At 68.6% G+C, this 16,576-nt stretch carries 17 protein-coding genes and 1 tRNA gene; 6 read left to right on the forward strand and 12 right to left on the reverse strand.

The features are described from left to right. The first annotated feature begins 64 nt into the window (after positions 1–64). A complete protein-coding gene (locus Acor_RS40090) occupies positions 65–628 on the forward strand; it encodes a lipopolysaccharide biosynthesis protein (RefSeq protein WP_246239816.1) in 564 nt (187 codons plus the stop codon). After that, positions 625–1,497: a sulfotransferase gene (locus Acor_RS40095; protein WP_155342000.1), complete on the forward strand. Its 873-nt coding sequence runs from the start codon at positions 625–627 to the stop codon at positions 1,495–1,497. The genes Acor_RS40090 and Acor_RS40095 overlap by 4 nt, the downstream gene beginning before the upstream one ends. Here the strand turns inward: Acor_RS40095 and Acor_RS40100 are convergent. The 7 genes from Acor_RS40100 to Acor_RS42905 form a co-directional block, all read right to left on the reverse strand. Beyond that, entirely contained in the window at positions 1,490–2,308 is an 819-nt protein-coding gene (locus Acor_RS40100; protein WP_170317346.1) for a WecB/TagA/CpsF family glycosyltransferase, read from the reverse strand. The two genes, Acor_RS40095 and Acor_RS40100, sit on opposite strands and share 8 nt — an antisense overlap. Before the next feature lie 8 nt (positions 2,309–2,316). Further along, on the reverse strand, positions 2,317–3,219 hold the full coding sequence (locus Acor_RS40105; RefSeq protein WP_155342002.1) for a glycosyltransferase family 2 protein: 903 nt from the start codon (positions 3,217–3,219) through the stop codon (positions 2,317–2,319). A 32-nt stretch (positions 3,220–3,251) separates the two neighbouring features. Next, on the reverse strand, positions 3,252–4,145 hold the full coding sequence (locus tag Acor_RS40110; RefSeq protein WP_246239817.1) for a sulfotransferase family protein: 894 nt from the start codon (positions 4,143–4,145) through the stop codon (positions 3,252–3,254). 107 nt (positions 4,146–4,252) lie between these two features. Next, the gene (gene cysN, locus Acor_RS40115) at positions 4,253–5,497 is read right to left on the reverse strand and encodes a sulfate adenylyltransferase subunit CysN (RefSeq protein WP_155342003.1); all 1,245 of its coding nucleotides are present in this window, start codon (positions 5,495–5,497) and stop codon (positions 4,253–4,255) included. After that, positions 5,497–6,411: a sulfate adenylyltransferase subunit CysD gene (gene cysD / locus Acor_RS40120; protein WP_155342004.1), complete on the reverse strand. Its 915-nt coding sequence runs from the start codon at positions 6,409–6,411 to the stop codon at positions 5,497–5,499. The genes cysN and cysD overlap by 1 nt, the downstream gene beginning before the upstream one ends. Before the next feature lie 25 nt (positions 6,412–6,436). Further along, complete coding sequence (locus Acor_RS42900; protein WP_174876263.1) at positions 6,437–7,201, reverse strand: 3'(2'),5'-bisphosphate nucleotidase CysQ; 765 nt, start codon at positions 7,199–7,201, stop codon at positions 6,437–6,439. 3 nt (positions 7,202–7,204) lie between these two features. Next, positions 7,205–8,659, reverse strand: coding sequence for a sugar transferase (locus Acor_RS42905; RefSeq protein WP_422664869.1), 1,455 nt, complete (start codon positions 8,657–8,659; stop codon positions 7,205–7,207). 160 nt (positions 8,660–8,819) lie between these two features. Here Acor_RS42905 and Acor_RS40130 point away from each other — a divergent pair, with 160 nt between their 5' ends. Both Acor_RS40130 and Acor_RS40135 read left to right on the forward strand, forming a co-directional pair. Further along, complete coding sequence (locus tag Acor_RS40130) at positions 8,820–9,314, forward strand: 3'-5' exoribonuclease domain-containing protein (RefSeq protein WP_246239818.1); 495 nt, start codon at positions 8,820–8,822, stop codon at positions 9,312–9,314. After that, the gene (locus tag Acor_RS40135) at positions 9,311–10,183 is read left to right on the forward strand and encodes an ATP-grasp domain-containing protein (RefSeq protein ID WP_155342006.1); all 873 of its coding nucleotides are present in this window, start codon (positions 9,311–9,313) and stop codon (positions 10,181–10,183) included. The genes Acor_RS40130 and Acor_RS40135 overlap by 4 nt, the downstream gene beginning before the upstream one ends. Here Acor_RS40135 and pth read toward each other — a convergent pair. The 5 genes from pth to Acor_RS40160 form a co-directional block, all read right to left on the reverse strand. Beyond that, entirely contained in the window at positions 10,167–10,757 is a 591-nt protein-coding gene (pth, locus tag Acor_RS40140; RefSeq protein WP_155342007.1) for an aminoacyl-tRNA hydrolase, read from the reverse strand. The two genes, Acor_RS40135 and pth, sit on opposite strands and share 17 nt — an antisense overlap. Positions 10,758–10,845: 88 nt before the next feature. After that, positions 10,846–11,454, reverse strand: a complete 609-nt coding sequence (locus Acor_RS40145) for a 50S ribosomal protein L25/general stress protein Ctc (RefSeq protein WP_155342008.1) — start codon at positions 11,452–11,454, stop codon at positions 10,846–10,848. Between the two features lie 95 nt (positions 11,455–11,549). After that, entirely contained in the window at positions 11,550–12,527 is a 978-nt protein-coding gene (locus tag Acor_RS40150) for a ribose-phosphate diphosphokinase (protein ID WP_155342009.1), read from the reverse strand. 73 nt (positions 12,528–12,600) lie between these two features. Continuing rightward, positions 12,601–14,043, reverse strand: coding sequence for a bifunctional UDP-N-acetylglucosamine diphosphorylase/glucosamine-1-phosphate N-acetyltransferase GlmU (glmU, locus tag Acor_RS40155; protein WP_155342010.1), 1,443 nt, complete (start codon positions 14,041–14,043; stop codon positions 12,601–12,603). A gap of 149 nt (positions 14,044–14,192) precedes the next feature. After that, positions 14,193–14,265: transfer RNA gene (locus tag Acor_RS40160), tRNA-Gln, on the reverse strand. A gap of 266 nt (positions 14,266–14,531) precedes the next feature. Between Acor_RS40160 and Acor_RS40165 the strand changes: the two genes are divergently transcribed. Beyond that, the gene (locus tag Acor_RS40165; RefSeq protein WP_155342011.1) at positions 14,532–15,473 is read left to right on the forward strand and encodes an acyl-CoA desaturase; all 942 of its coding nucleotides are present in this window, start codon (positions 14,532–14,534) and stop codon (positions 15,471–15,473) included. Between the two features lie 91 nt (positions 15,474–15,564). Beyond that, a complete protein-coding gene (locus tag Acor_RS46580) occupies positions 15,565–16,551 on the forward strand; it encodes a TetR/AcrR family transcriptional regulator (protein WP_155342013.1) in 987 nt (328 codons plus the stop codon). Positions 16,552–16,576: the final 25 nt, after the last annotated feature.

The following is a 16,576-nucleotide window of genomic DNA, read 5'->3' on the forward strand; positions in this document are numbered from 1 at the left end:
GGTTGGGTGGGGGGAGTTTTGGCGGTATACCGGGCCCCGGTCGGTGGGGGCTGGGGTTCAGGCGGTGTTTCAGCGGCTCGATATTGTGGTGGTCGCGTTTTTGGCGGGGCCTGAAGAGGCGGCTATGTATACCGCGGCGACGCGGTTCAAGGTGGTTGGGCAGCTCGTCAATCAGGGGCTCGCGCAGGCTGTGCAGCCGCGGTTGATCAGGGCGATCGCGGAGGGCGATTCGGCGGGGGCGAGGCGGCTCTACCGGCAGGCCACGCGGGCGTTGATGGCGATCACTTGGCCGGTCTGGATCGGGTATGCCGCCCTCGCGCCCTGGCTGCTCGAACTGTTCGGGCCAAGTTATCCCCAGGGTGTGGATATCGCCCTCGTACTCTCCGCCACCATGATGATCGCCACCGCCTGCGGAATGGTGGACGTGGTCCTGATCGCCTCCGGCCGCACCACCGCCAGTCTCGTCAACATCGTCTCAGCCGTCACCGTCACGATCGTCCTCGACCTGATGCTGGTCCCGTCGATGGGCGCGCTCGGCGCGGCGCTCGGCTGGTCCGGTGGCGTACTGGTGAAAAACGTCCTGCCCCTCGTTCAGCTCCACGGCCTCCGCCCCAGGATCGCGGCATGACCATTCTGATCACCGGCCTCCCCCGCACCGGCACCAGCTGGACCGGCCACCTGCTCTGCGCCTCCGGCCAGCTCGTCTACGTCAACGAGCCACTCAACCCCGAACGCCGCTACCCCGGCATCCTCAACGGCCCACCCCCGAACCGCTTCCAGTACATCTGCGAAGACAACGAATCCGACTGGCTCCCCGCCTTCACCGACACCACCGCGCTCCGCTACCGCTTCCTCGCCGAACTCCGCCGCAACCGCCGCCCCGCGGCCCTGGCCCGCCTGCTCAAATACGGCACCACATTCACCATCGGCTGCGCCCAGGGCCGCCGCGCCCTCCTCGACGACCCTTTCGCCCTGTTCTCCGCCCCCTGGTTCGCCTCCCGCCTCAACTGCCGCGTAATCATCCTGGTCCGCGACCCCGTCACGTTCGTGGGCAGCTGGCAACACCTCGGCTGGACGGTCTACTTCCACGAACTCCTCGAACAGCCCCTGCTCATCCGCGACCACCCGGGCCTGCTCGCGCTACGCGAACACGTCGGCTCCCAGGACCGCCTGGCCAAAGCCGTCGCCCTCTGGCGCGCCGCCCGCGAGGTGACCGACTCGATCACCCACCCGAACATCCGCGTGATCAGCTACGAATCCCTCGCCGCCGACCCGCTCTACGGCTTCCGCGACCTGTACGCCTGGTGCGGCCTCAGCTGGACCGACCGCTCGGCCCAACTCGTCCGCCGCGCCTGCACCGGCCCCTCTCCCGACCGCGCCTTCACCTGGTCAGGCCTCTCCCGGACCGCGTTCCAGCCCGCCGACAGCGCGGCCACCGCCGCCCGGGTCCGCCTCTCCCCCGAGGACGCCTCAAGGGTCCTGTCCCTCGTCAGGTGAACAGCCGCCGGATCGCACACACCAGCAGCAGCCGCATCGCGAACGGCATATCGTCCACCAGGTACCGCCGCACCAGCCGACCAGGTTCCCTGCTCAATCGGTAAAGCCACTCCAGCCCGGAGTCCCGCATCCAATTCGGCGCCCGCCGTACCGACCCGGCCGCGAACGCGATCGCCGCCCCACACCCGACGAACCACGTCTCCGGCAGATCACTCCGCAGCCGCTCGATCAGCAGATCCTGCTTAGGAAACCCGAGCCCCACGAACACCAGCCGGGGCCCCGCGTCCAGCAACGCCTTCCTGACCTGCTCGAACCGCTCAGGATCCACCTCGAACCCGGCCGTCGGCGCGTCCACCCCCGCCACGATCAACCCGGGATACCGATCGCACAGCGCCGTCGCCGCCCGATCCGCCACCCCCGGCGGACCCCCCAGCAGATAGACGGGAATCCGATAGAACGCCGCCGCCTCCGACAACGACCAGATCAGGTCGGCCCCGGTGATCCGCGCCGGCAGCGGCCGCCCGAGCATCCGGGCCGCCCACACCAGCGGCATCCCGTCGGCCACCGCCAGATCCGCCCGCAACACCAGCGCACGCAACGCCGCATCCCGCGAACAGGCCCGGCAGATATCCACATTCGGCGTCACCACATGCCCGCCCCGACCCCGCCGAAGCGCGGTCACCACACGGTCCACCACCTGGATCTCAGTCAACCGATCCACTTCGATCCCGGCCACCGCCACCCGGCGCCGCCGCCGCACGACCCGGTCCGGCGAGACCCTCGGCCGGGGCACGGCGAGCAGAAAGGACATGCGCCCCATCAGATGCCATGTCCTCGCGTGTGCAGGGCCGCGAGCACGGCCGGCGCCGACACCAGCCCCAGCGCGACAGCCAGCGCGATCGGCGCGCGCGGCTCCCCCCGCCGGGCTTTGAACGCACGCAACGCCCAGCGCCGAGCCTCCCCGCGCCGGCCGAGCGCCGCGTTGTGGAAAGCGAGCTGCCCGTAGATCCGCGCCGACCCACGCGCGTCAGCCGCCAGCTCAGGATGCCTGGCCAGCATCCACTCCAGCCCCGCGATCCGATCCGCCCAGCGAGCCACGAACTGCGAACTCCCCCAGTGCACCCGCACGAGCGGCCTGTCCACGAACCCGATCGGCTGCCGCCGGGCCGCTCGCAGAGCCAGATCCCAGTCCTCGTTCTGTCCGGCGGGCGAGCTCTCATCCACCCAGAGCGACCCTCGCCTGAACAGGAACGTGGACGAGTGCACCATCACCATCCGCGACCTGACCAGATCGGCCACGGTCACCTGGGACCGCCCGGCGGTGCGGGGAACGCGGCGGGAGCCGTACTCGACCTCGATGGCACAGGCCATGAACTCGGCGTCGCCGAGGGCGGCGATCTGGGCGGTGAGTTTGCCGGGCAGCCAGAGGTCGTCGTCGTCGCAGAAGGCGATCAGGTCGGTGTCGTGCGCGGCGATGCCGGTGTTGCGGGCGCCGGGCAGGCCGGGGCTGAGCCGGTTGGGCAGCACCCGGACGCGCCCCCGCGTGGCGGCGACCACGTCGGCGATCTGCTCGGCGACGTCGATCGGATCGCCGTCGTCCACCACGACCACAACCTGGGCGGGGCGGGGGTAGTCCTGGCCGAGCACGCCTTCCAGCGCGGCGCGCAGCGGGCCCGGCCGGTCGCCGCGCGTGGGGATGACAACGCCGACGGACGGGTTCATCGTGGGGTTCTCCGGAATCAGTGAGTGCGGAATCAGTAGGTGAGGCGGTAGCCGTACCGCAGCAGGAACGGCAGGGTGATGAGGGTGACCGCCCAGCGGTGCGGGAAGGGCAGGCGGGGCTGGTTCTCGCGGAACTTGATCCGGCCGACCGCGAAGCGCATCGGGTTGCCGGACACGGTGTGGGCGACGCCGAGACGCGCCTCGCGGCCGTCGAGGAAGTCGAAGTCGGCCTCCGCGCAGGGCAGGCCGAGGCGCTCGGCCAGGCCGCGCAGGGTGCGGGCGGGCTCCTCGACCAGGTCCTCGTAGTGCACCCGCAGCACGGGCACCCGCTTGGCCCGCAGCACCTCATAGGCCAGGTTCTGGGCCACCCAGTGCAGCGCGGTCCGCATCGGCGACCAGCGGGCCATCGGCGTGCCGTCCTCGGGCCTGGCCACCTTCTTACGCCAGGACGCGGCCACCGCCCGCGGATCCCGCACCACGTGCACGACCTGCAGATCGATGATCGCCGACAGGCAGTAGGCGAGCGAGGCGTGTTTGCTCGAATCCACCACCACCCGGCCGTTCGCGATCTCGGCGGCGGCGGCGTAGATCCGGTGGTAGGCGGCCACATACTCGGTCAGCTGGGCCTCGCGGCTGATCAGGCCGAGCGCGAACACCGGCACCCGCCGGGTCCTGTCCACCTTGGCGCGCAGTTCGTGCTGCCGGTCCGCCTTGGCCAGCCGCCAGCCGCCGAAGGCGCGCTCGCCGACCTTGTGCCAGAACGGGCACTGCGAGAACGGCTGGCGGCAGCCGCACGGCTCGTCGGCCTGCACGCCGCGCCGCCACAGATGCACGACCTCACCGAGCGGCGCGACCCCGGGCAACTCTCCGAGCAGGCGCTCCAACAGCGTGGTACCGCTGCGCCCGAGCCCTCCTACAAAGATCACCGGCTGAGCGTCAGACACGAGCACGACCCCCGAAGTGGATACGGAACGTGCCGACGCTAGCGCGGAGAGTAACTACTCGTTCACAGAACGTTAAATGATCTACCTGATCAGACGATCATCCCGGCCCCGACGGTGCCGTTCGCGGCCTCGTCGATCAGGATGAAGCCGCCGGTCAGCCGGTTCCTGGCGTAGTCGTCCACGAACAGCGGCTGGGTGATGCGCAGCGACACCCGGCCGATCTCGTTGAGTGACAGCTCGCCGGCCGTCTCGTCCCGGTGCAGCGTGTTCACGTCCAGCCGGTAGTGCAGGTCCTTGACCAGGGCGCGCGCGGTCCTGGTGGTGTGCTTGATGGTCAGTTTGGCCCGCGGGCGCAGCTTCACGCCGTCGGCCATCCAGCAGATCATCGCGTCGATCTCCTGGGTGGGGGTGGGCTGGTTGTTCGGGCGGCAGAGCATGTCGCCGCGCGAGATGTCGATGTCGTCCTCCAGTCGCAGCGTCACCGACATGGGCGGGAACGCCTCGTCCACCGGACCGTCGAAGGTGTCGATCGCGGCGATCCTGGTGGTCAGCCCGGACGGCAGGTGCACGATCTCGTCGCCCGGCTTGAGCACGCCGCCCGCGACCTGCCCGGCATAGCCGCGGTAGTCGTGGAATTCGGTCTTGTGCGGGCGGATGACGTACTGCACCGGGAAGCGCACGTCGACCAGGTTGCGGTCGGAGGCGATGTGCACGTTCTCCAGGTGGTGCAGCAGCGAGGTGCCCTGGTACCACGGCATGTTCTCGGACCGGGAGACGACGTTGTCGCCGTGCAGCGCCGAGATCGGGATGAAGGTCAGGTCGCTGGCGTTCAGCTTGGACGCGAACGAGGTGAACTCCTCGCGGATCTCCTCGAACCGCTCCTCGGAGTAGTCGACCAGGTCCATCTTGTTGACCGCCAGCACCAGGTGCGGCACCCGCAGCAGCGTGGTCAGGAACGCGTGCCGACGGGACTGCTCCAGCACGCCCTTGCGCGCGTCGATCAGAATGATCGCCAGGTCGGCGGTGGACGCGCCGGTGACCATGTTCCGGGTGTACTGAATGTGCCCCGGGGTGTCGGCGATGATGAACTTGCGCTTGGGCGTCGCGAAGTAGCGGTAGGCCACGTCGATGGTGATGCCCTGCTCGCGTTCGGCCCGCAGGCCGTCGGTGAGCAGCGACAGGTCGGTGTACTCGGTGCCCCGGTCCCTGCTGGTGCGTTCGACCGCTTCCAGCTGGTCCTCGAAGATGGCCTTGGAGTCGAAGAGCAGCCGCCCGATCAGGGTGGACTTGCCGTCGTCCACGGATCCGGCGGTGGCGAACCGAAGGATGTCCATCAGAAATACCCTTCCTTCTTGCGGTCTTCCATCGCCGCCTCGGAGGCCCGGTCGTCGGCCCGGGTGGCGCCGCGTTCGGTGATCCTGGTCACCGCGATCTCTTCGATGATCTCGCCCACCGTGGCGGCGGTGGACTGGACCGCGCCCGTGCAGGTGATGTCGCCGACCGTCCGGTAGCGCACCACCGCCTCGAACAGCGGCTCGTCCTCGCCGCGCTCCAGCAGGTCGGACTCGGGCAGCAGCATGCCGTCCCGCTCGAAGACCCGGCGGGTATGGGCGAAGTAGATGGCCGGGATCTCGATCCCCTCCCGCCGGATGTAGTCCCAGATATCCAGCTCGGTCCAGTTGGACAGCGGGAACACCCGGATGTGCTCACCCTTGCGGATCTTCGCGTTGTACAGGTTCCACAGCTCCGGGCGCTGGTTCTTCGGGTCCCACTGCCCGAAGTCGTCCCGGAACGAGAACACCCGCTCCTTGGCCCGCGCCTTCTCCTCGTCCCGGCGCGCGCCGCCGAACACCGCGTCGAACTCGTGCTCCTCGATCGCGTCCAGCAGCGTGGTCGTCTGCAGCCGGTTGCGCGAGGCCCGCCGCCCGGTCTCCTCGACCACCCGGCCGGCGTCGATCGAGTCCTGCACCGACGCCACCACCAGCCGCGCGCCGAGTTCGGCGGACCGCCGGTCCCGGAACTCGATGACCTCGGCGAAGTTGTGGCCGGTGTCCACGTGCATGAGCGGGAACGGGATCGGAGCCGGCCAGAACGCCTTCTCGGCGATGCGCAGCATCACGATCGAGTCCTTGCCGCCGGAGAAGAGCAGACAGGGACGCTCGAACTCGGCCGCGACCTCACGCATGATGTGGATCGCCTCGGCTTCGAGGACGTCGAGCTGCGACGTCGTGTAGTCGCGCTGAAGCATTGGGGCTTCCTCTAATTGGGGGTGATTACACCGGCCGATGCAGGTCACGGATGCCGGCGAGCAACGTTGGCGCCAGATCCGGTAGGGAGACCAGGATATCGGGCAGTGAAGGGTCGGCTTGGTTGTAGGTCAGTGTGGCGCCGTCGATGCGGCTCGCGTGCGCGCCCGCGGCGAGTGCGACGGCGGCCGGAGCCGCCGAATCCCACTCATACTGACCGCCCGCGTGCACATAAGCCTCGACCTCGCCGGTGAGCACCGCGCAGATCTTCGCGCCGGCGCTGCCAATCGGCACCAGGTCGGCGCCCACCAGGTAGGCGAGTTTCTGTACGAACTCGGGCGGCCTGGTACGGCTCACCGCGATCCGGAACCGGGGGCCCTCGTGGCGCGGCAGCACCGGCGGCTTTCCGGTCCCGAGGGTACGGCCCTGCGCGGGCAACGCCACCGCCCCCGCCGCCAGCCGCCCGTCCTCCCAGAGCGCCACGTGCACCGCCCAGTCCGACCGCCCGGCCTCGCCGAACTCGCGGGTGCCGTCCAGCGGGTCGACGATCCACACCCGGCTGGCGGCCAGCCGCTTGGGGTCGAATCGGTCGCCCTCCTCCGACAGCACGCTGTCGCTGGGGCGCAGGCGTTCCAGGGATTCCGTCAGGAACCGGTGGGATTCGCGGTCGCCCGCGTCTTTGAGCGCCTTGGGGTCGTCGAAGCCGTAGCGCGCGCGGAGGCGGAGAAGTTTCTCGCCGGCCTCGGTCGCCAGGTCTTCGGCGAGGGCGTGGTCATCCCTGATGGTCTTCACTGCTCAGTACGCTCCTGCTCCGCGTGCCACGGCCGACCACGTCTTCCAGAGGATTTGAAGATCCAACATGAGGGACCAGTTCTCGACATAACGCAGGTCCAACCGTACCGATTCCTCCCATGACAGGTCAGATCTGCCGTTCACCTGCCACAGGCCGGTCATGCCGGGACGGACCAGCAGGCGGCGGCGGACGTCGTCGCCGTAGCGGGCCACCTCCTCGGGCAGCGGCGGGCGAGGGCCGACCAGGGACATGTGGCCTTTGACCACGTTGATCAGTTGCGGGAGCTCGTCCAGCGAGTGCCGCCGCAGCCGGGCTCCGAGCCTGGTGATCCGGGGGTCGCCGCGGATCTTGAAGAGCACCCCGTCGGCGTCGCTGACCAGCTGGATCTTCCGGTGTTCGGCGTCCTGGGCCATGGTGCGGAACTTGAGTATGGTGAACTCCCTGCCGTCCCGGCCGATCCGGGTCTGGCGGAACAGGGCGGGGCCCGAGCTGGTCACCTTGACCGCGATCACCAGCGTGACCAGCAGCGGCGCCAGCACGACCAGGGCGATCCCGGCGACCAGCCGGTCGAAGCCGTTCTTGATCAGCCGCCGGACGCCGGCCAGTTCCGGATGCTCCACGTGCAGCAGCGGCAGCCCCGCCACCGGGCGGATGGTGGTGCGCGGCCCGGCCACCTCCATCAGCGCCGGCGCCACCACCAGGTCGGTAAGGCTCCGCTCCAGCCGCCAGGCCAGCCGCCGCAGGGCGACCCCGTCGAACTCGGGGCAGGCGAGCACGGCGACCGTGTCGGCGTTGATCAGGTTGACCACGAGCGGCACATCGGAAAAATCACCCAATACCGGGACTCCGACGTCGGGGCCCTCCTTGGGCAGGCAGGCCGCCACGATGTCCATGCCGTGGTACCGCTCGCGGCGGAACAGGCGGACCAGGTCGGCGACCGCCTCCGGGTGACCGACGGCGACGACTCGGCGCATGCACTGGCCTCGGGATCTTCTGCGGTGCAGGCCGCGGCGCAAGCCGTACCGGCCGAGCAGGGTGAGGATGGTCATCAGGGGCAGGGCCAGCACGACGTAGCCGCGCGCCAGGTCGGTCTTGGTGACGTAGGCGGCGATGGCGACGGCGGCGATGACCGCGATGCCCGACTGGGCGATCCGCCGGAATTCTTCGGAACCGACGCCGATCAGCCTCGGCTCATATACGCGGTTGAGCCCCATCACCATCACCCATAACAATGGGAGCGTTCCACTCAGCAGAACATAGGGCTCCACATATGGAGTGACCTCCCCGAACCGCAGCACCACCGCCGCGGCCCCGGCAAGAAAGGCGCACATGACGTCGGACACGGCCGCGCTCACCCGATACCGGATGGTCCATGCCGGCGCCCTCGGCCCCGCCTTCCGCTGCGCGGCCCCCCGCGGCCGGACGACGACGACCGCCCCCACCTCGCCGTCCCTCACGCATGCCTCCGTGTAACCGTACGCATACCTACCGTTAATCGACCGCTGGACATGCTAGCGCTGCCCTGGGGAGAATTCAGTGAAAGCCGAAACCTACATTTCCGTTGATATCGAGGCCGATGGGCCTATTCCCGGGCCATATTCCATGGTGAGTTTTGGCATGACCGTGGCCGGGCGGATGACCGGACGGGACTTCGAACGCCTCGACCCCACCACGAGCACGTTTTATGCGGAATTACGGCCGATCAGCGATGATTTCGTGCCGGAAGCCATGGCCGTCTGCGGCCTCGACCGTGACCTGCTCGTCCGCGAGGGCCGCGACCCCGAGGAGGCGATGAAGAGCGCCGCGAAGTGGATCACGGAGACCTGCGGCAAGGCGACCCCGGTCCTGGCGGCCTATCCGCTGTCCTACGACTGGATGTGGATATATTGGTATTTTATGAACTTCACGGGCTCGTCACCCTTCGGGCATTCCCGCTGCATCGACATTAAGACCCTGTACGCCGCCAAAGCCGCAGTTCCCATCGGCTGGGCGACGAAGCGTCAGATGCCGCAGGAGATCAGGTCCACCCGCCGCCACTCGCACCACGCCCTGGACGACGCCATCGAACAGGCCGAGCTCTTCCAGAACCTGATGACCTGGCGGCGCTCGTGACCCCGGGCCCGGTCGTGCTGGCGACCGCCACGGCCATGGCCGAGTACGACGTGGATCTGCTGCCGATGGCGGACGCCGTGAAGGCGCGTGGCGCCGAGTGCGTCGCGGTCTCCTGGGACGACCAGGAGTTCGACTGGTCGGCCGCGAGCCTGGTCGTGATCCGCTCCACCTGGGACTACTCCACCCGGCTGGCGGAGTACCTGGCGTGGACCACCCGGGTGGCCGCCCTGACCCGGCTGGCCAACCCCGCCGAGGTGATCGCCTGGAACACCGACAAGCACTACCTGGGCGATCTCATCGCGGCGGGAGTCCCCACGGTCCCGGCGCGCTACGTGGCCGCCGGCGAGCCGATCGAATTTCCGTACTCCGGGGACTTCGTCGTCAAACCGACCGTGTCGGCCGGAGCCCGGGACACCGCCCGCTACGGCCCGGACCAGCACGCGGCGGCGGAGGAACACGTCCATCTGCTGCACGGGTCCGGCCGGGTCGCGATGACCCAGCCCTACGTCACCCGGATCACCGAAGGTGAGCGGGCCCTGGTCTTCCTCGGCGGGCGGTTCAGCCACGCGCTCAGGAAGAACGCGCTGCTCACCGAACGCGGAGTGATCGACAACGATCGGGTCCCCCACCCCGGCCTGGTGGCGTACACGCCGACGGCCGCCGAACTGGGCACCGCCTCGGCCGCGCTGGCCGCCGCCCCGGGTGACGGCGACCTCCTCTACGCCCGGGTGGACCTGGCCGTCGGCGACGACGGCGAGCCGATCATCATGGAGCTCGAACTCACCGAGCCCAACCTGTTCTGCGTACGCGCCGAGTCGGGACTGGCCAACTTCGCCGACGCCGTCCTGACCGCTACCGGGGCGGGGTAGACACGTTGAGGTCGGCGGCATGGAACTTGTTCTGGGTGGGTTCCAGACCCACCTGGATCAAGGACTCCACCATGTCGGCCGCGCGGTCGATCAGGAACGGAAGATCCTTGCGCTCGGCCGTGGCGAAGTCCTTGAGCACGTAGATCGCCGTGTCCATCCGCCCCGGCGGACGCCCGATGCCGAACCGGATCCGCAGGTAGTCCTTGGTGTCGAGCGACTTCGTGATGGACTTCAACCCGTTGTGGCCGTTGTCCCCGCCCCCCAGTTTGCTGCGGAGCGCGCCATAGGGAACGTCCAGCTCGTCATGGACGACGATGAGGCTCGTCGTCTTGTAGAAGTCCGCCAGCGCCTTCACCGGGCCGCCGGACAGGTTCATGAACGACAGCGGCTTGGCCAGGACCACGGACGCCCCCGCCAGCCGGCCCTCCAGCACCTCGGCCCGCGCCCGGTGCGCCTTGAACCTGCCACCGGCCCGCACGGCCAACTCGTCGGCCACCATGAAACCCGCGTTATGCCGGTTGGCGGCGTACTCCGCACCAGGATTGCCCAACCCGACCACTAGCCAGCGATCCACCACGACTCCCACCCTAGATCCTCCAACTCCAGCGACGCAGAAAACCCCACCCGACCAGATGTCGGGTGGGGCTCCGGTGTCGTGCGGGCTACTCGGCGGACTCGGCGGACTCGACCGAGGCCGGGGCCGGGGCCTCGGCGCCGGCCTCGGCCGGCAGGTCGGCGGTCGGCGAGGAGATCACGTGCAGGATCAGCGCCTCGGGGTCGCCCACCAGGGTGGTGCCGGCGGGCAGCGGCAGGTCGGCGGCGAGCAGCACGAAGCCGGCGTCCTTGCCCTCGACGTCGACCTCGACGCCGGTCGGGATGTGGGTGGCCTCGGTCTCCACCTGGACCTGGACCATCTGCTGGTCCAGCATGGCGCCGTTGACGACGTCGCCGACCACGGTGACCGGGATTTCGACGGTGACCTTCTCGCCGCGCCGGACCAGGATCAGGTCGACGTGCTCGAGGAAGCCGCGGATCGGGTCGCGCTGCACGCCCTTGGGCAGGGCCAGCTCGGTGACCGCGCCCTCCAGCTTGATCAGCACGTTCGGGGTGCGGAGCGCCAGCAGCAGCTCGTGGCCCGGGAGGCTGATGTGGCGGGGCTCGGTGCCGTGGCCGTACAGGACGGCGGGGACGCGGTTCGCGCGGCGGATGGCGCGGGCGGCGCCCTTGCCGAACGAGTCGCGGGGCTCGCTGGTGATCGTTACTTCGGACACGGCACATCTCCTAGGGATGGTTCGACGGATGGCGCGCTCCCCCTCACCCGCCCTAGCGGAAGGCGTTACGAGCGCAACTTATGCAGTCTATCGGTTTACGAATCCCCCTCGAACAAGCTCGTCACCGAACCGTCGGTGAAGACCTCGGTGATGGCGCGGGCGATCAGCGGCGCGATCGACAGCACGGTCAGCTTGTCGAAGCGCTGCTCCTGCGGGATCGGCAGCGTGTTGGTGACCACGACCTCGGAGATCCGCGAGTTCTTCAGCCGGTCCACGGCGGGTTCGCTGAACACCGCGTGGGTGGCGGCCACGACCACGTTGGTGGCGCCGTGGTCGTAGAGGGCGTCGGCGGCCTTGCAGATCGAGCCGCCGGTGTCGATCATGTCGTCGATCAGCACGCAGGTGCGGCCGCGGACCTTGCCGACCACCTCGTTGACCTTCACCTGGTTGGCCACGTCCAGGTCGCGGCGCTTGTGGATGAAGGCGACCGGGGTGCGCAGCGAGTCAGACCAGCGTTCGGCCAGCCGGACCCGGCCGGTGTCCGGCGAGACGATCGTGGTGCTGGCCGGGTCGAGCTTGTCGCGCAGGTAGTCGATCAGGATCGGCATCGCGAACAGGTGGTCGACCGGGCCGTCGAAGAAGCCCTGGATCTGCGAGGTGTGCAGGTCGATGGACATCAGGCGGTCGGCGCCGGCCTGCTTGAACAGGTCGGCCATCAGGCGGGCCGTTATGGGCTCGCGGCCTCGGCCCTTCTTGTCCTGGCGGGCGTACCCGAAGAACGGCATGATCACGGTCACCCGTTTGGCGGAGGCGCGTTTGAGCGCGTCCACCATGATCAGCTGTTCCATGATCCATTTGTTTATCGGGGCGGTGTGGCTCTGGATGATGAACGCGTCACAGCCCCGTACCGACTCCAGGTAGCGGACGTAGATCTCGCCGTTGGCGAAGTCGCGGAGCGCGGTGGGGGTGATCTCCACCCCGAGGTTCTTCGCGACTTCGTCGGCCAGCTCTGGATACGCCCGACCGGAGAAGAACATCAGGTTCTTCTGACCCATCGTCTGAATCCCACTCATGCGACTTGCTCCTCCTGGCCCGGGATAATCCGGTGATACGCGGTCGACCGCGCCTTGTTCCGATCCGTACCGCTCACGCCTGGGCCTGCCCCGACTCGAGCGCCCGCTGGGCCGCCGCCGCGGCGGCGGTGCCCGCGCGGCGGCGGAGCACCCAGCCTTCGACGTTGCGCTGACGGCTGCGGGCCACCGCCATCGCGCCCGGTGGCACGTCGTTGACGAGCACCGAGCCGGCCGCCGTGTACGCGCCGTCGCCCACATGAATGGGGGCGATCAGCATGTTGTCGCTCCCTACCCGGGCATGGTCGCCCACCGTTGTATGACTTTTCGTGACACCGTCGTAGTTCACGAACACGCAGGCGGCGCCGATGTTGGATCCGGTGCCGATGGTGGCGTCGCCGACGTAGCTCAGGTGAGGGATCTTGGAGCCCTCGCCGATGGTGGCGTTCTTGGTCTCCACGAACGTGCCGATCTTGCCTTTGACCCCGAGGCGGGTGCCCGGACGCAGGTAGGCGAACGGGCCCACCGAGGCGTGCGGGCCGATCTCGGAGTCGAACGCGACCGCGTTGCGGACCACGGCCGCCTCGCCCACCACCGTGTCGGTGAGCGTGGTGCCGGGGCCGATCTCGGCTCCGGCGGCGATCCGGGTCGCGCCGTGCAGCTGGGTGCCGGGGTGGATCACCGCGTCCGCCTCCAGCGTGACCTCGGCGTCGATCCAGGTGTTCCCCGGGTCGACCACGGTGACGCCGTTGAGCATGTGCGCGTGCAGGATGCGCTCGTTCAGCACCCGGCGGGCGAAGGCCAGCTGGACCTTGTTGTTGACGCCCTCGACCTCGGCGTAGTCCACCGCGATGTGCGCGCCGACGCGGTGACCATCCTCGCGGAGGATCGACAGCACGTCGGTGAGGTACTCCTCGCCCTGCGCGTTGGAGGTGGAGACGCGCTTGACGGCGTCGGCCAGGAGCAGACCGTCGAACGCGTACACCCCCGAGTTCATCTCGGTGACCGCGCGCTGTTCCGGCGTCGCGTCCTTCTCCTCGACGATCTCCAGGACCGCGCCGGTGGCGTCCCGGATGATCCGGCCGTAGCCGGTCGGGTCGGGCACCTTCGCGGTGAGCACGGTGACCGCGTTGGCGTCCTCGGCGTGCCGGGCCAGCAGGGCGCCCAGCGTCTCGGTGCGCAGCAGCGGCGTGTCGCCGTAGGTCACCAGGACCGTTCCCTCGATGGCGCCGACCGCCTCCAGGACCATCCGGACCGCGTGACCGGTGCCGTTCTGCTGCTCCTGGACGACCTGGTGCGCGTCGGGGGCGACCTGGGCCAGATGGGCCGCCACCTGTTCGCGCGCGTGGCCGATGACGACGATCAGTTTCTCGGGGTCGAGGCCCCGGGCGACCACGAGCATCTGGCCGACCAGGGAGCGGCCGCAGAGCTCGTGCAGGACTTTCGGGGTTTTCGACTTCATCCGCGTGCCCTCGCCGGCGGCGAGGACGATGACGGCGGCCGGGCGCGGCGCACTCACTTGTGGGAGCTCCCTCGGATCCGCTGGTGAGACGGGTCTAGATCAGGATGCTGTACGGCCACCGCCATGGCACCGCACGGTCACCCACTCGACAACGTGAGCTTACCTGGCCGGGTGCCGATCACATCCAGCACACCACCCTCACCACGTTCCGGCGCCTGGACTCGAACCAGGACAAACCAACTCCAAAGGTTGGCGGGCTGCCAATTACCCAACGCCGGACGGCCTCGAACCAGCCTTCGGCCCGAGTCGCTTCAACAGCCTCTACCTTACCGGGACCACTCCCGAGACGTGCGAGCGATATTCCCCACGACGTGGGAGGGATTGTCCCCCTTTAACAGAAACTCCGTTCTTCGACAAGTCGGGGGAACTCCACCAGATCGCCCGCCAACGGTCATGTTCCATACAGTCACAACTTAGGGTTTCCTTACTTACGATGGCGTAAGTTACGGTAGCGTAGGCAACATCCGACAACCGCGAGGTAGCCCATGACCGTTGTAACGGAGCGAGCCGCTCCGCAGCCCAAACCGGACGTCGACCCCGAACCGAAGACCCTTCCCGAGCTCATCACCTTCGGTTTCGTCGTCGGGGCGCCGCTGGTGGCGCTCGCCGTCGTCGTACCGATGGCCTGGGGCTGGGGCCTGCTCAGCTGGATCGACGTCGCGATCGCGTTCGTCTTCTACATCGTCACCGGGCTGGGTGTGACGGTAGGTCTGCACCGTTACTTCACACACGGCTCGTTCAAGGCGAAGCGCCCGATGAAGATCGCGCTGGGGATCGCGGGGAGCCTCTCCCTGGAGATGTCCGTGCTCGACTGGGTCGCCACCCACCGCAAGCACCACAAGTTCTCCGACAAGGACGGCGATCCGCACTCGCCGTGGCGGTTCGGCACCGGGTTCTGGCCGGTCACCAAGGGCCTGCTGTGGGCGCACATGGGGTGGCTGTTCGAGACTCACCGCACCAACCGGGCCAAGTACGCGCCGGACCTGATCAAGGATCCGGACGTGATGAAGCTCCACAAGTGGTTCCCGGTGCTGGCGATCACCTCGCTGGTCCTGCCGGCCGTGCTCGGCGGGCTGTTCACCCTGTCCTGGCAGGGCGCGGCGACCGCGTTCTTCTGGGGCACCGTGGTCAGGATCGGCCTGCTGCACCACGTCACCTGGTCGATCAACTCGATCTGCCACGTCTTCGGCGACGAGGCCTTCGAGAGCCGCGACAAGTCGCGCAACGTCTGGTGGCTGGCCATCCCCTCGTTCGGCGAGTCCTGGCACAACCTGCACCACTCCGACCCCACCTGCGCCCGGCACGGCGCGCTCAAGGGGCAGATCGACCTCAGCGCGGGCACCATCCGCCTCTTCGAGAGGCTCGGCTGGGTGCACGACGTGCGCTGGCCCACCCCCGAACGACTGGCGGCGAAGCGTCTTGGCTGACCCAGGCAATTCTCGTACGGCTACCGCGGAGCTCGCGGTAGCCGTACGTCTTTCATCCCCCAACGGGACGGACTACATGAGTAGCGCCATTATGGAACCCGTGACCCCCGAACCCAGATCCCGCAGACGCATGACCGGCGCCGAGCGGCGCGAGCAGTTGATCCAGATCGGTCGCACGCTCTTCGCGGAGAAGGGTTTCGACGGGACCTCGGTCGAGGAGATCGCGGCGACGGCCAAGGTCTCCAAGCCGGTGGTGTACGAGCACTTCGGCGGCAAGGAGGGCATCTACGCGGTCGTCATCGACCGGGAGATGCAGCGGCTGCTCAGCCTGGTGACGCAGGCGCTGTCGGCGTCGCACTCGCTGGTCAAGCTGGAGCGGGCGGCGCTGGCGCTGCTGCAGTACATCGAGGAGAGCAGCGAGGGGTTCCGCATCCTGGTCAGGGACTCGCACGCGGCCTCCGGCACCGGGACCTTCGCCAGCCTGATCAGCGACATCGCAAGCCAGGTCGAGGACGTGCTGGCCGACGAGTTCGTGGAGCGCGGCTACGACCCGAAGCTGGCCCCCATGTACGCGCAGATGCTGGTCGGCATGGTCGCGCTGACTGGGCAGTGGTGGCTCGACGTGCGCAAGCCCAGCCGGGAGGCGGTGGCCGCGCATCTGGTCAACCTGTGCTGGAACGGTCTGACGGCGCTGGACAACAGTCCGCGGCTGACCAGCGCGTCCCGGGGGCTGGTGCTGGCGCCGATCGCGCTGCCGCCGGAGATGCCGCCGATCAGTGAGAAGGAGCTCAAGGAGCTCGGCAAGCAGCGGGAGCGGGAGCTCCGGGAGCAGACCAAGCTGCGCAGGGAACTCGACAAGCAGCTGGAACGTGAGGCCAAGGACCTGGAACGGCAGCGCGAGCGGGAGCTCAAGGAGCAGGAGAAGGCGGCGCGCGAGCTGGAGAAGCAACGTGAACGGGAGGCAAAGGAGCACGAGAAGCTCCAGCGCGAACTCGACAAGCAACGCGAACGCGAACTCCGCGAGCAGGAACGCGTCCGAGCCCTTGAAGCCCGGCTGGCGGAAATCGAGCCCCAATAGGGGGGTGGTTGTCCCACCCACCCGC

It is taken from the genome of Acrocarpospora corrugata (assembly GCF_009687845.1).
GTDB classification, from domain to species: domain Bacteria; phylum Actinomycetota; class Actinomycetes; order Streptosporangiales; family Streptosporangiaceae; genus Acrocarpospora; species Acrocarpospora corrugata.